At 73.9% G+C, this 12794-nt stretch carries 11 protein-coding genes; 3 read left to right on the top strand and 8 right to left on the bottom strand.

Annotated features, from left to right (window positions below):
* Window positions 1-97: 97 nt before the first annotated feature.
* Entirely contained in the window at window positions 98-1156 is a 1059-nt protein-coding gene (locus ACFY8W_RS08955; protein WP_391102207.1) for an LCP family protein, read from the bottom strand.
* A 117-nt stretch (window positions 1157-1273) separates the two neighbouring features.
* On the opposite strand from ACFY8W_RS08955, the gene ACFY8W_RS08950 reads away from it, so the two are divergent.
* Both ACFY8W_RS08950 and ACFY8W_RS08945 read left to right on the top strand, forming a co-directional pair.
* Window positions 1274-1477: a hypothetical protein gene (locus ACFY8W_RS08950; protein ID WP_391102204.1), complete on the top strand. Its 204-nt coding sequence runs from the start codon at window positions 1274-1276 to the stop codon at window positions 1475-1477.
* 168 nt (window positions 1478-1645) lie between these two features.
* Window positions 1646-1879 (top strand): chaplin, encoded by a 234-nt coding sequence (locus ACFY8W_RS08945; RefSeq protein ID WP_384411677.1) that lies wholly within the window; start codon window positions 1646-1648, stop codon window positions 1877-1879.
* Window positions 1880-1990: 111 nt separating this feature from the next.
* Here ACFY8W_RS08945 and ACFY8W_RS08940 read toward each other — a convergent pair whose 3' ends face one another.
* A complete protein-coding gene (locus ACFY8W_RS08940; protein WP_391103827.1) occupies window positions 1991-3259 on the bottom strand; it encodes an FAD-dependent oxidoreductase in 1269 nt (422 codons plus the stop codon).
* A gap of 29 nt (window positions 3260-3288) precedes the next feature.
* The gene (locus tag ACFY8W_RS08935; protein WP_391102201.1) at window positions 3289-4650 is read right to left on the bottom strand and encodes an ATP-grasp domain-containing protein; all 1362 of its coding nucleotides are present in this window, start codon (window positions 4648-4650) and stop codon (window positions 3289-3291) included.
* A gap of 340 nt (window positions 4651-4990) precedes the next feature.
* Between ACFY8W_RS08935 and ACFY8W_RS08930 the strand changes: the two genes are divergently transcribed.
* Complete coding sequence (locus ACFY8W_RS08930; RefSeq protein ID WP_391102199.1) at window positions 4991-6640, top strand: glycosyl hydrolase; 1650 nt, start codon at window positions 4991-4993, stop codon at window positions 6638-6640.
* 45 nt (window positions 6641-6685) lie between these two features.
* Here the strand turns inward: ACFY8W_RS08930 and ACFY8W_RS08925 are convergent, their stop codons facing one another.
* Genes ACFY8W_RS08925 through murJ form a run of 5 tightly spaced genes read right to left on the bottom strand, consistent with a single transcriptional unit; the run spans window position 6686 to window position 12340 of the window.
* A complete protein-coding gene (locus ACFY8W_RS08925; RefSeq protein ID WP_391102197.1) occupies window positions 6686-7837 on the bottom strand; it encodes a GNAT family N-acetyltransferase in 1152 nt (383 codons plus the stop codon).
* The gene (locus ACFY8W_RS08920) at window positions 7834-8517 is read right to left on the bottom strand and encodes a lipopolysaccharide biosynthesis protein (protein ID WP_391102195.1); all 684 of its coding nucleotides are present in this window, start codon (window positions 8515-8517) and stop codon (window positions 7834-7836) included. The genes ACFY8W_RS08925 and ACFY8W_RS08920 overlap by 4 nt, the downstream gene beginning before the upstream one ends.
* 10 nt (window positions 8518-8527) lie before the next feature.
* Window positions 8528-9913, bottom strand: coding sequence for a glycosyltransferase (locus tag ACFY8W_RS08915; RefSeq protein WP_391103825.1), 1386 nt, complete (start codon window positions 9911-9913; stop codon window positions 8528-8530).
* Window positions 9914-9921: 8 nt separating this feature from the next.
* Complete coding sequence (locus tag ACFY8W_RS08910; protein ID WP_391102192.1) at window positions 9922-10707, bottom strand: polysaccharide deacetylase family protein; 786 nt, start codon at window positions 10705-10707, stop codon at window positions 9922-9924.
* Entirely contained in the window at window positions 10619-12340 is a 1722-nt protein-coding gene (gene murJ, locus ACFY8W_RS08905) for a lipid II flippase MurJ (protein WP_391103823.1), read from the bottom strand. Before murJ ends, ACFY8W_RS08910 begins: the two co-directional genes overlap by 89 nt.
* Window positions 12341-12794: the final 454 nt, after the last annotated feature.

The raw sequence follows: 12794 nt of genomic DNA, 5'->3' as shown, positions 1-12794 counted from the left end.
GGGGGCGGCCCGAGGCGTCTTCAGGAGCCGATCCCCGGGGCGTGGCTTCCGGATCTCGCCGGCGTCCCGACGCCCGGCCTGACCCGGAAGCCGCGCCCTAGGCGCACAGCAGCCTGCCGCCCCCGGTCGGCCTGTACTCGCCGAGCCCCTGCGGGATCTCGCTGCTCGGCTTCGGGTGCGGCTTCGGCAGGGGCTTGTCCGCGCGCAGGGCCGCGAAGACCTCGGCGGCGTACTTCTTGTCCCAGGCGAGGGTCGAGCCGACGCCCGCGATGTTCGCGTTGAAACCCGCGATGGGCACGGTCGCGAACTGGGTCCCGGCCGGGCCGAGCTTCTTCAGCCGGCCGGCCAGCCCGACGAGTTCCGTGACGGAGATCGCGCGCTCGCCCTTGTCGGTGCCGCGCAGCGTCGAGGCGAAGGCCCTCAGGCCCGTCGGGCTCTTCAGCAGGCCGTCCCGGAGGTTGCGGTGCAGGTTGGCCAGGAACAGCTGCTGCTTCTGGATGCGGCCGAAGTCCATCTTGCCGTCCGCGCGGCGGGAGCGGACGTACTGCAGCGCCTCCCCGCCCTTCACCGACTTCGAGCCGGCCTTCAGGTCGAGCCCGGTGACGGAGTCCTTGAGCGGGACCTTGGTGCAGACGGGCACGCCCTTGTCGAAGACGTCGACGGTGTCCATGAAGCGCCGGAAGTCGATCTCCAGGTAGCGGTGGACCGGCAGGCCGGTCATCGCCTCGACGGTCTCGACCGTGAAGGACGAGCCGCCCTCCGCCCAGGCGCTGTTGATCTTCGCGGGGTGGGCCTTGTGCTTCTCGCCCGTACGCCGGTCGACGTGTCCTTCGTGGAACTCGGTGAGGGAGTCGCGCGGCAGGCTCACCACGCTCACCCGGTCGTTCTTCTCCGACACGTGCACCAGCATCATCACGTCCGTGCAGGAGCACTCGCGGCTGCCGAGCCGGTACTTCTTCTTCTCGGCGGCGGTGACGCCCTCGCGGCTGTCGATGCCGACCACGAGCAGGTTGAGGCCCTTCTTCGGCGCGGGCAGTTCCGCCGGGGCCCAGGCGAGGGCACCCGTGCCGAGCGCGGCCAGGGCCGTGGACAGGAGCAGCGTACGTCTCCGGCGGAGGCGGTGGCGCGTCCTTCGGGGGGAGTGGGGGAAATTCATGCAGGAACGTTAAATCGGTCAGAGTCGCACACAGGTACGCGACGCGACATGGGCAGTTCGAATCACTCTCCTGCGGCGGCTGTGTCATGATTCGGAACCTCAGCGGAAGGAGCGAATATGGCGCCCGATCCGGGGAAATGGGAGCGCATGGCCTTCATTCCGAAGAGCCGCTATGTTCCCGATCCGCCGCAGGCCGACCAGGAACCCTTCCCGGTCTATTCCTCGCTGGCCCGCCAGTGGATGCTGGCTGGTCGGGCGGTTCCCGGAGTGCCGGACCGGGAGTGGGAGCGGCTCATGAGGACACCTATCTGGCCCCGTTGAACGATTCCGGGCACGGCAATGGGGTGAACAGTGCCGGGCGCACCGCCGGATGGTTTCCTTTCCATGGCAGGGTCGTTGTCAATCGTGCAGCGGAAGGCGGGACGCGAGTTGTCCCGCTCGTCACGAAAGCCGTGAATTCTCTTCCGCCGCAGAAAGGATCCAGACGAAATGAAGTGCAAGAAGGCTGCGGTCGCCGTCGCCGGTCTGCTCATGGCCCTGGGTGCCGCCGCTCCCGCGATGGCCGACTCGTACGCCGAGGGCTTCGCCGTCGGTTCGCCGGGTGTCCTGTCGGGCAACGTGGTGCAGGTCCCGATCCACATCCCGATCAACGTCTGCGGCAACAGCGTGAACATCATCGGCGCGCTCAACCCGGCCGCGGGCAACGTCTGCATCAACGCCTGACGTCGCCCTGAGGACCAACGCCTGACGTTGTCGTCCTGAAGCGGTTCCCGCAGGACCCGGCCGGCCCCGGGGAGCGTCCACCACGCTCCCCGGGGCCGGCCTTCCGTCGTCCTAGGAGGCGCCGGCGGCCACCCGCTCCTCGCCCGACCGCGGACGGCCCACCACACCGCCGCGCCCGGCCGCCGACCGCAGCCGCTGCCGCACCCCCTTCACGAGCCGCCCGGCCGTGTAGCCCGCGCCGAACACGAAGCGCATCGAGGGCCCGTACGAAGGCGCCGTGAGCAGCCCCGCGAGGAAGAGCCCCGGCCACGAGGACTCGAAGAGCCCGCCCACCTCCGGCGCCCCGCCCACGCCCACCCGCCGCAGTCCGGCGCGCAGTTCCGGCGCGAGCACGTCCGCGCGGTCCAGGCTCGGCACGAATCCCGTCGCGGCGACGACATGGTCGGTCTCCACCACGTCCGTCGCCCCGCCGGGGCCGGCCACGTCGAGCCGCAGCCGCTCGTCCGCGGTCACCGTCGCACGCGTGACCCGCTGCCCGAGCCGTACGTCCCCGACCTTCGCGAACCGCTCGCGCAGCCACCAGGCGCCCGCCGGACCGAGCGCCGAGTCGAAGACCCGCTCCCGGGTCGCGGCGGGCAGCCGCCGGAAGACACCGGGCGTGTCCGCGTACAGCTTGTTCTGCCAGCCGCAGCCGAGCCCGGTGTGCGGGGCGCGCAGCGACCGCCACGGGCCCCTGTCGAGGGCCGGCGGCACGGTGTTCCAGTTCAGCCGGCCGGAGCGGGCCAGGATCCGCACCGTGGCGCCCTGCTCGGTGAGGATGGCCGCGGTCTCCAGGGCGGCCTGACCGGCGCCGATCACCGTGACGTCCCGGCCGGCGAAGCCGTCGAGCTCGCCGTGGTGGCTCGAGTGGGTGACATGGCGCCGGGACAGCCCGCGCAGCGGGCCGGGGACCTCCAGGAACGGCAGCACGCCCACCGCGAGCGCGACCGTACGGGCGCGGACGGTCCCGCCGTCCTCCGCCGTCACCGCGAACCCGCCGTCGGCGGCCGGCGCCACGGCGGTGACGAGCCGCTCGTCGAGCGCCGGCACCGCCTGGCGGGCGAACCAGTCGCCGTACGCGGCGAAGAAGCCGACCGGCAGCGGCACCCCGTGCTCGGCGCGGACCCCACGGGTGGCCGCGTAGGCGTCGAGCCCGTACGCGCCCGCGGGGTCGGAGAGGTGCGAGGCCCACGGCTCGGACTTGAGGAACATCGCCGAAGGCATGGCGTGCCACATCTCCATGGGTCTGCCGAAGACGCGCAGGTCCAGCCCGTGCGCCGCCGCGTGGGCGGCGACGGACAGGCCGTAGGGCCCCGCTCCCACAATCACCAGGTCGTACATCGCGCGTTCCGCCTTCGAGGTCGTCGGTCTCATCGTTGGGTCATCCGGTCGTTGGAGGTACGGGCCGGGGGCTGCGGCCCGGGCACGGCCGCCACCGGCCGCGGCCTGCCGGCGCCGCGCAGCAGCCGGCGGGTCAGCCGGCGCGTCAGCCGACGGAGTGTCAGCAGGCCCTTGCGCAGGAGGTGGGCGAACCAGGTCCGCAGCATCGCGAGCGCCGGCCGCAGGTCGTCGGTGGCGAACCAGGCCGCCTCGCCGCCGCCGGTGTCGCCGCCGGGACCCCGCCGGACGGGCACGTAACGACGGCCCGGCGAGGTCAGGTACGAGAGCGTCGCGTAGTTCTCGACGACGAAGCGCCGCCCGTAGGAAGGGTGGTACGCGGGCACCGGACGGCCGGTGAGGTCCAGGTGCATGGCCCGGACCACGTCGAGCCCGTCCCGGTCCGCGAACAGCCGGAACTGGGCGCCGGGCCGCGGGTTGAAGTCGAGCAGGTGGTAGGCGCCGGTCGTCCGGTCGAGCCGGAAGTCCAGGTCGCAGACGCCCCGGTAGCCGAGCGCCGAGAGCAGCTCCCGGGCCGTCGCGTCCACCACGGGATTGGCCGTCCAGCGGCCCACCGCCGTGAGCCCGGCGCCGTCGGGCCAGGAGCGCTCCTTGATCCCGGTGGCCCCGGTCGAGCAGCCGCCGGCGGAGTCCACGTAACCGTGGAAGAACCAGTCCAGGCCCCGCCCCGCGGGCAGCAGCTCCTGGAGCAGCAGCCGGCTGCCGGCCTGCGGGGCGCGCGCGTACAGCTCGCGGACCTCGGCGAGCGAGCCGACGATCGTGGTGCTGCGCAGCCCGCCGCCGACCGGCAGCAGCCAGGGCCGGCTCCACTTCGCGATCACCGGAAGGCCGAGCGACCAGGCCATGGCGGCGGCCTCGTCGGTGCTGGCGGGGAGTTCGGTACGGGGGTGGGGGAGGGCGAGGGCCCGGCAGGTCTCGGCGAGCTGGGCCTTGTCGGCGACCCGGGCGAGCTGCTCGGGCGACTGGTCGGGCAGCACGAAACGACCGCCCAGTTCGGGGCGGCACTCGGCGAGGGAGAGGGCGGTGATGTCGTCGAGCGGGACGACCAGGGCGGGCCGCGTGCGTCCGTCGTCCCGCTCCTCCCGCTCTTCGATCTCGTCGGCGATCCGGTGCAGCAGCCGCGTGAGTTCGGCGGGCGACGGCTCGGCGGGGCGCTGGTGGGCGCGCCGCAGGTAGCGGGAGCGTACGACCGGACTGGCCGGCGACTCGACGACCGCGTGGACCGCGATGCCCGCCCGCCCCAGGGACCGCGCCGCGCCGAGCGTGCCGTGGTGAAAGGGGTTCGGGTCGAGCCGCACAAGGACCGCGGGGACGCGGGTGTCAAAACTCGGCACGGCATGTCCTTCGTCTCGGGTGCCCCAATTGGGCGATGAAGAATCCTCTTACGGACTATTGATGGGAGCGGACCGGAGTTCTCGGTCGGTGCATTAGGAATACTTTCGGAAGATCAGACTGACGGACCATCAAGCGGCGCGAGAGAGAAGGAGTGCTGTCATGATCAACCGAAAGAAGAGAACTTCGAGGATGTGGCTGGGGGTGTTCACCGCCGGTCTCCTTGCATCAGGTTCTGTCGTGCTGTCGTCTCCCGCTCATGCCCACGCCCCCGCTCACGCCGCCGAATCCGAATCCGAACTCGTAACGACCCGGGACCCCCGACCGACTCTGTCCAGTGCCATGGGAGCGTTCCTGGACTCGGGCCCGCTCGGGGTCGCCCGGATCTCCCAGCTGGAGCGCTGGCTCGGAGGCCGCGAGCTGCGCGTCGGTCACACCTACCTGCCGGGCGACCGCTGGTCGAACATCGAGGGCCCACCCGGCTTCCTCGACGCCTGGGCGAACTGGCGCAACGAGCGGGCCGACCGCCTGTTCGTCCTCAACGTGCCCATGCTGGAGCGGAACGAGGCGGGCGTCTCCGACTACGAGGTCCGCCGCCAGCTCCAGCTCGGTGCCGCCGGGTACTTCGACCACCACTTCCGCACGCTCGCCCAGCGCCTGGTCGACCTGAAGGCCGACGACACCGTCGTGGTCCTCGGCTGGGAGATGAACGGCACGACGTACACCCACCGGTGCGCGCCGGACCCGACGGCGTGGAAGAAGTACTGGACCCGGATCGTGACCGTGATGCGGTCCGTGCCGGGGCAGAAGTTCCGGTTCGACTTCAACCCGAGCCGGGGTCTGGACGCCGTTCCGTGGACCGAGTGCTATCCCGGGGACGACGTCGTCGACATCATCGGCATGGATTCCTACGACCAGCCGCCTGGCGCCGATTTCGACCGGCACGTCAGCGAGCCGTACGGACTCCAGGCGCAGGTCGATTTCGCGGCCCAGCACGGGAAGCAGATCTCCTACCCGGAATGGGGACTGTTCCGGAACGGGGACAACCCGGAGTACATGCGGCGCATGCTGGAATGGATGAAGCAGCACAAGCCGCTGTATCACACGATCACCGATTACTGCCCGCACGGCGTCTGGCAGTGCGAGGCCAACCCGGAGTCCTCGCAGGTGTTCCGGCAGATGCTGTACGGCGTGGATCCGACGGACCCGGTCGACCCGACCGAGCCGACAGAGCCGACCGAGCCCACGGACCCGGTCGAGCCGACGGACCCGACGGACCCGGTTGAGCCGACGGATCCGACGGACCCGGTTGAGCCGACGGATCCGACGGACCCGGTGGACCCGACGGACCCGGTTGAGCCGACGGATCCGACGGACCCGGTTGAGCCGACGGACCCGACGGACCCGGTGGACCCGACGGTGCCGGTGCCGAGGCCTGAGCCGAGGCCTGAGCCGAGGCCTGAGCCGAAGCCGGAGCCGAAGCCTGAGCCGAAGCCGGAGCCGAAGCCTGAGCCCAAGCCGGAGCCGAAGCCTGAGCCCAAGCCGGAGCCGAAGCCTGAGCCCAAGCCGGAGCCGAAGCCCGAGCCCAAGCCGGAGCCGAAGCCCGAGCCGAAGCCGGAGCCGAAGCCCGAGCCCAAGCCTGAACCGAAGCCCGAGCCGAAGCCCGAGCCCAAGCCCGAGCCCAAGCCGGAACCGAAGCCCGAGCCCGACTGCTGGAAGCTGAACCTCGGCTCATGGGTGGAGAGCTGGATCGGCGGACCGATCTGCGTACCGACGAACTCCTGGAAGGACTCCTGGAAGCAGCCGGCAACCCCCGCGGTTCCTGCGGCTCCCGCGGTTCCTGCGGCTCCCGCCAGGCCCGAGATGCCCGCCGTCCCCGCCGTCCCGGCCAAGCCCGTCGAGCCGGCCAAGCCCGCCACGCCGGTGGTCGGCTGGCAGGACGGTCTGAAGATCGACTGGAAGGGCGCGCTGAACGGGGTCTGGCCCTTCTGACCGGTCCGACCGGTAGGTGACGGCCCCCCACGGCGGCGGAGGAACTCATCCTCCGCCGCCGCTCGGCGTTCCGGCCCGGCCCGGCAGCCGACCGACCGCCCGTCCGACCCACTCCCGTTCCCGCGCCTGCCGGGCCGCCCAGCGCCGCCCGTTCGCCGCGCCCGCGCGCAGCCACAGCAGCGGTGCCGTGCTCCGGCCCGCGAGCATGAGCCGCTGGTTGGGCACGGTCTCGGGCCGCCAGTGGTGCTTGTACGACTCGGTGCCGCGCAGCATGCTCAGCGTGGCCCGGCCGCTCGCACTGGTCTCGCGCGCCCCGTGCCGCAGCAGCATCGCCGCGACGTCCACCTTGCGCGCGCGCAGCTCCGGGTCCGCCCCGTACAGATAGCCGCCCGCCAGCCGCGGCGACATCAGCGTCAGGTCCGCGCAGACGACGTCGCCGCCGAGCCGGAACTCGGTGACCATCGCGTCGCCGCGCTCGACCATGGGCAGCACCGCCCGCGCCAGGTGCTGCGCGAAGCGCTCGCTGGTGTGCTCGGCGGTCACGCCGCGGCCCTGCCACTGCAGTTGATGGAGCTTGAGGAGCCGCTCGAGGGCCACCGGCACCTCCGCCGCGGGCACGATGCGCTCGTCGATGCCGAGCGCGTCCATCTTCCGCAGCTTCGCGCGCACCCGCTGCGCCTTCCCGGAGGGGATGCGTTCGAGCAGGGCCTCCATCGGTACGGCGGGCAGCTCGAGGCACAGCGAGTCGGCGAGCCGCCGCCGGGGCCCGCGCCAGGCCTCGTAGACGCGCTCGGCCGCCGCCCCGGGACGTACCTCGCGCAGATCGATCACCGCGCCGCGCGCCGCCCGGGCCAGGGCGCCGGCGAGTGCGGGCGCGGCCTCCGGGCAGTCGTCGTCCAGCAGCACGTCGGTGAAGTCGGTGATGGCGCCGCCGAGCTGGGTGAGCACCGGCAGCGGGCCGGCCGAGGTCCGCATCAGCGGCGCCGCCGCGACGGGCGTGCCGTCCGCGCGCCGGACCAGGACGATCCGCAGGGCGCCGGGCCGGCCGTACGACAGCCACCAGGAGTGGAGCCACGAGTGGGACTGGAAGGGCGTGGCCGTCGAGCAGCGCCCGTACAGCGCCGTCCACTCCGGGCCGAGCCGCCCGAACGAGGCCGCGTCCCGGCAGACTTCCGGGTAGAGGGGTCTGCCGTTCACACCGCCTCCGGTTCCGGCTGCTGCGCGGCGCCCGCCGGGCCCGGAACCGACGCCGGGGCCGAGGTCTGGGCCCCGGCCGGGTTCGCGCCCTGGCGCGAGTGCCGTGCCTCGGCCCTGGCGGACCGCTTGGGCCGGACCAGCAGCACCAGACCGCCGAGCAGCCCGCCGGCACAGGCGCCGACCAGCGCCGACAGCGAGGCCGACGGCGAGACCGGCTCGACCGGCTTGGTCGCCCGCGAGAACTGGACCACCTTCACGCCGGTGTTCGCGGCCACGTGCGAGCTGTTGAGGACCAGCGAGCGTGCCACGCCGTCGGCCATCGACACCGCCGTCGACGGCTTCGCCGAGCGGGCGGTGATCGAGATCATCGGCGCGTCGGGCGAGGTCGCGGCCTGCACGCTCGACCGCAGCGTGTCGGCCGAGACGCCCGCCCACACCTGGGCGTCACCGGTCACCGCGATGTCCGTGGCGACCCGCCCGTACGCCTGGGCGAAGCCGAGCGCGGCCGACGGGTCGGACTTCTCCCCGGGGACGACGATGACGTAGCTGGTCGCCGCGTATTCGGGGGACTTCAGGGCGCCGTAACCGCCGCCGAGGACCGCTCCGGCGAGCACGGCGGCGGGCAGCACCATCCAGCGGGCGGGGGTGAGCAGGGTGTGACGTGGTGGGTTGGTGGTCATGACGCAGCTCTCACTTCACGGGGGTGGGGCCGTGGACGGCCTGGTGGTAGAGGGACATCAACTTCCGGGCGCTCTGCGCGATGTCGTAGCGGCGGACGGCCTCCGGCGGCGCCAGCCGACCGTGACCGGAGTCCCGCAGCGCGAGCAGTGCCGAGATCAGCTCGGGCACCGACTCACCGATCCGCCGCGCACCGGGCGCGGCCTCGGCCGGCAGGTCGTCGATCGCCGGACAGGCCACGTAGAGCGCGGGAAGCCCGGCCGCCAGCGCCTCGACGACGGCGAGCCCGAAGGTCTCGTCCGGGGAGGTGGACACGAACACGTCCATGGCGGCGAGCATCGCCGGAAGACCGGGCCGCCCGCCGGTCGCGCCGGCCCGCCCGGAGGAGGCCGCCGAATCCGAGAGGGCCGCCGAGGCCGCCAGGTCCACCGGGCCCTCCGGACGCGCCGAGGCCGGGATGCCCGCCAGGCCCTCCGGACCCACCGGACCCGCCGAGGCCGGGAGGCCTCCCAGGCCCTCCGGACCCACCGGGCCGGCCAGGTCCGCCGGGCCGGCTGAGCCCTCCGGGCCGGCCGGGCCCGCCGCGTGCGCGCCGGTCTCCCGGGCGGTCGGGCCCGACGGGCCGGCCGGCGGGTCCTCGCACGCGCCCGCCAGCAGTACCCGGTCCTTCGCCCCGCACTCCTCGGCGACGCGCAGCAGCTGTTCCCGCTGGTCGCCCTCGCCGACGAGCAGCAGCCGGGCCTCCGGTACCGCCGCCACCGCCCGTACCAGGCGGTCGAAGCGCTTTCCGGGGGCCAGTCGCCCGACCCCGCCGACCACGAACGCGTTCGGGGGCAGGCCGAGCGCCGCCCGGGCGGAGGCGCGGGCCCGCGGGTCGAAGGCGAAGCGGTTCGTCTCGATGCCGTTCGGCACCACGCTGATGCGGGACGGGGCCACGCCCCAGCGGGTGAGCCGGCGGGCGACGCTCGGGGAGACGGCGACCGTGGACGTGCCGAGGCGTTCGGTCGCCAGGTACAGCGCCCGGGTGCCCGCGGACAGCGGCCGGCCCTCGATCTGCGCCTCGCCGAGGGAGTGCTCGGTCGCGATGACGGACCGCACGCCGGCGAGCCGCGCGGCGGGCCTGCCGTACACGCACGCCCGGTACAGGTGGGTGTGGACCAGGTCGTAACCGCCCTGCCGGATCAGCCGGGTGAGCCGGGGCAGTGCGCCGGCGTCACGGTTGCCGGTCATCCCGAGGTGGGTGACCGGGGTGCCGTCCGCCTCGATGCCGTCGGCGACGGCGCCGGGGTTCGTCAGGGTCACCACGGCGCTCCGCAACGGGAGATGGCGCAGCATCAGGCGGAGCTGCTGCTCGGCGCCGCCGATGCCGAGCCCGGTGATGACGTGCAGCACCTTCATGTCCGCCGTCATGACAGGACCGACCTCGCCGGGCCGCTCCGCGCCGGGACCAGGTCGGCGGGCCGGCGCCGCCGCAGCGGGTGCAGCACGCGCTTCGCGGTCAGCCGCCAGGACGTGTCGTCCTCGCCGATGTGGATCCGGGGCAGGGCGTACGCGCCGGACAGCGGCCCCGGGTCGATCGCGCAGCCGTAGGAGTAGCCCGCCTTGCGGACCGCCCGTACGACCCGGGCGTCGACCGTCCCGTACGGATAGCAGAAGCCCTCCACCGGATCGCCGGTGATCTCCTCGATCAGTTCACGGCTGTGCCGGGTCTCGGCGGCCAGGGTGGTGTCGTCGGCGTCCACGAGCGACACGTGGTGCAGTCCGTGCGAGCCGATCTCCATGCCCGCCGCGGCGGCCCGGCGGATGCCGTCCTCGTCGAGCAGCGCTTTGCGCGGGCCCTCCGCGTCCCAGGCGTTGTCGCCGCCGAGCCGCCCGGGCAGCACGTACACGGTCGCGGTGAAGCCGTGCCGGCGCAGCAGCGGCACCGCCGACTCCAGGAAGTCCGCGTACCCGTCGTCGAAGGTCAGCCCCACCAGGCCGCGTTCCCGTCCCTCGGCGGTCGCCGCGAGCAGCTCGCGCACGGACACGCCGCGCAGGCCGCGGTCGCCGAGCCAGTGCAGCTGGCGGGCGAAGCGCACGGGGGAGACCGTCACCTTGTACGGGTCAGCGGGCGCTTCCGCGATCGAGTGGTACATCGCCACCCACAGGGGAGGCTTCGGCAGCAGACGACGCAGCACGGCGGGGGCGGGCATGGGGGGTCCTTCGGCGGGGGGAGCGGGGCAGGGGCGGGATCTCGGGCGCCTTGGCGGCGCACGCGACGAAGAGCAGGAAGACACCGAGGACGACCAGGGCCGCGACGGTGAGGGAGAGCACGGGCGGGCCGATCAGGACCGAGCACAGCCAGCCCGCGCCGGTGGCCCAGGCGCCGGCCGTCGCCAGCCGCAGCAGGCCCTCGCCGAGCCGGCGGACGTCGACGGGGACGGACTGGCGGTGGGCACCGAGCAGCAGCATCACGGCGGTGAGGGTGATGCCGAAGGCGTTGGCGCCGGCGATGCCCGAGGCGCCCCAGAGGCGGGCGGCGGCCGCGCCGGTCACGGCCGTCGCGGCGAGCCCGGCGCCCATCGCGGCGGCGGGGTACCAGAGCGGGCGGGCGGCGGAGAAGTAGCAGCGGACCAGGGCGCCCACGACGGTCTGGCCGAGCAGCCCGAGCGCGTACACCCGCATCACGGCCGCGGTCGCCGCGGTGTCGCCGGCGTCGAACGCGCCGCGCTGGAAGAGCAGCTCGACGATCTGCGGCGCGGCGGCGATCACCGTCGACGCGCCGATCAGGACGACGACTGCGGCGAGCAGCAGATCCCGCTCGACCCGCCGGCGGGCCGCCTCCTTGTCGCCCGAGGCGAGCGCGCGGGCGACGACGGGGAAGCTGACCGTGCACAGCATCAGGGAGAGGATCATCGGCATCTGCGCGACCTTCTGCGCGTAGTTCAGATGCGAGATGGCACCGGCCGGGAGCGGCGAGGCGAGGAAGCGCTCGATCAGGATCTGCGACTGGCGGGTCAGCGCGAAGACGACGACCGGAGCGATCATCCCGATCACGAGGAGGCGCCCGTCGCCGGCCGGGAGCGCCTTGGGCTCCTCCTTCGGCACGGGCCGGGTCCGCAGCTCCCGCAGGAGCGAGGGCGCCTGGACGAGGACCATCAGGACGCCGCCGACCGCGACTCCGGCGGCGGCCGAGCGCACGCCGAGCGGCTCCCGCAGGAGCAGTGTGGTGCCGATGATGCCGACGTTGTACGCGACGTAGATCGCGGCCGGCGGCAGGAACGAGCCGTGCGCGCGCAGCGCGGCCGAGCAGTAGCCGGCGAGGGCGAAGGACAGCACGCAGGTGGCCGTGAGCCGGGTGCAGTCCACCGCGAGCTGCGGGTCGGGCAGGCCCGGCGCGAGCGCGGCGACCAGCAGCGGCGCGAGGACCACGAGCAGGGCGGAGACGGCGGCGACGGCGAGGACGATCCGGGGCAGGGTGGCCCGTACGAGGTTGCGGACCGGGTCACCGAACAGCGTGCCGGCCCGGCGCGCGAGGGCCCGCGAGAACGCCGGCACCAGGATCAGCGCCATCGCGTCCTCGATGAGGAGCGTCGAGGCGAACTCCGGGACGGTCCAGGCCACGAGGAACGCGTCGGTCTCCGCGCCGGCGCCGAAGTACCCGGCCAGGATCTGGTCCCTGACCAGCCCGAGCACCGCGCCGACGGCGGTCAGCGCGGCCGTGACGGCCGCGGCCCGCAGCAGGAACCGCCCCGACGGCGACCACTTCGTCCGGCGACGGGCGTGCCGGCCCCGCTCGGGCGCGACCGGCTGCGCGCCGTGGCCCAGGGGACGTCCGCCGAGCAGCGGCGGGCGGGCCGCCTCGTCCGGCACCGAGTGACTGGTGATGGGCCGGGTGCCGAGCACGACGGTCCGGTGACCGGCCGTCCGGTGCCGTACCGCCCGCGTCCCCGCGGGCCGCCGGACGGCGCCCGCGTGCGCGGGCGACTCGCACCGCCCGTCGGTCGGTGCCGCCGCCCACGGATCCGCGCCGCCGCCTGCCCGCAGCCCGCGGGCGAGTTCCACGGGCGGCGCCTCGGCCGCCGCCACGCCGTGCGCGGGCAGCCCGCACAGCGCGTCCGCCGTACTTCCCGCCGCCCACGGATCCCCCGTCACGCCACCCGCCCCGACCTCGACGCCCCCCGGCACGGGTGCCGGCGTCGGGAGCGGCGGCAGATCACACAACGGGTCCCCGGTCGCGAGATCCGCCCACGGATCCGCGCCTTCCGCCCGCCCGACGCCCCAGGCCCCGCGCCCCTCT

The sequence above is a fragment of the Streptomyces sp. NPDC012637 genome (assembly GCF_042954805.1).
GTDB lineage: Bacteria > Actinomycetota > Actinomycetes > Streptomycetales > Streptomycetaceae > Streptomyces.
The sequence above is the reverse complement of the archived record's forward strand: the minus strand, read 5'-3'. Positions and strand labels throughout refer to the sequence as shown.

Coding starts and splice junctions, on each gene's coding strand:
- ACFY8W_RS08955 (WP_391102207.1), bottom strand. CDS start 1,156: ATGAATTTCCCCCACTCCCCCCGAAGGACGCGCCACCGCCTCCGCCGG.
- ACFY8W_RS08950 (WP_391102204.1), top strand. CDS start 1,274: ATGGCGCCCGATCCGGGGAAATGGGAGCGCATGGCCTTCATTCCGAAG.
- ACFY8W_RS08945 (WP_384411677.1), top strand. CDS start 1,646: ATGAAGTGCAAGAAGGCTGCGGTCGCCGTCGCCGGTCTGCTCATGGCC.
- ACFY8W_RS08940 (WP_391103827.1), bottom strand. CDS start 3,259: ATGTACGACCTGGTGATTGTGGGAGCGGGGCCCTACGGCCTGTCCGTC.
- ACFY8W_RS08930 (WP_391102199.1), top strand. CDS start 4,991: ATGGGAGCGTTCCTGGACTCGGGCCCGCTCGGGGTCGCCCGGATCTCC.
- ACFY8W_RS08920 (WP_391102195.1), bottom strand. CDS start 8,517: ATGACCACCAACCCACCACGTCACACCCTGCTCACCCCCGCCCGCTGG.
- ACFY8W_RS08915 (WP_391103825.1), bottom strand. CDS start 9,913: ATGAAGGTGCTGCACGTCATCACCGGGCTCGGCATCGGCGGCGCCGAG.
- ACFY8W_RS08910 (WP_391102192.1), bottom strand. CDS start 10,707: ATGCCCGCCCCCGCCGTGCTGCGTCGTCTGCTGCCGAAGCCTCCCCTG.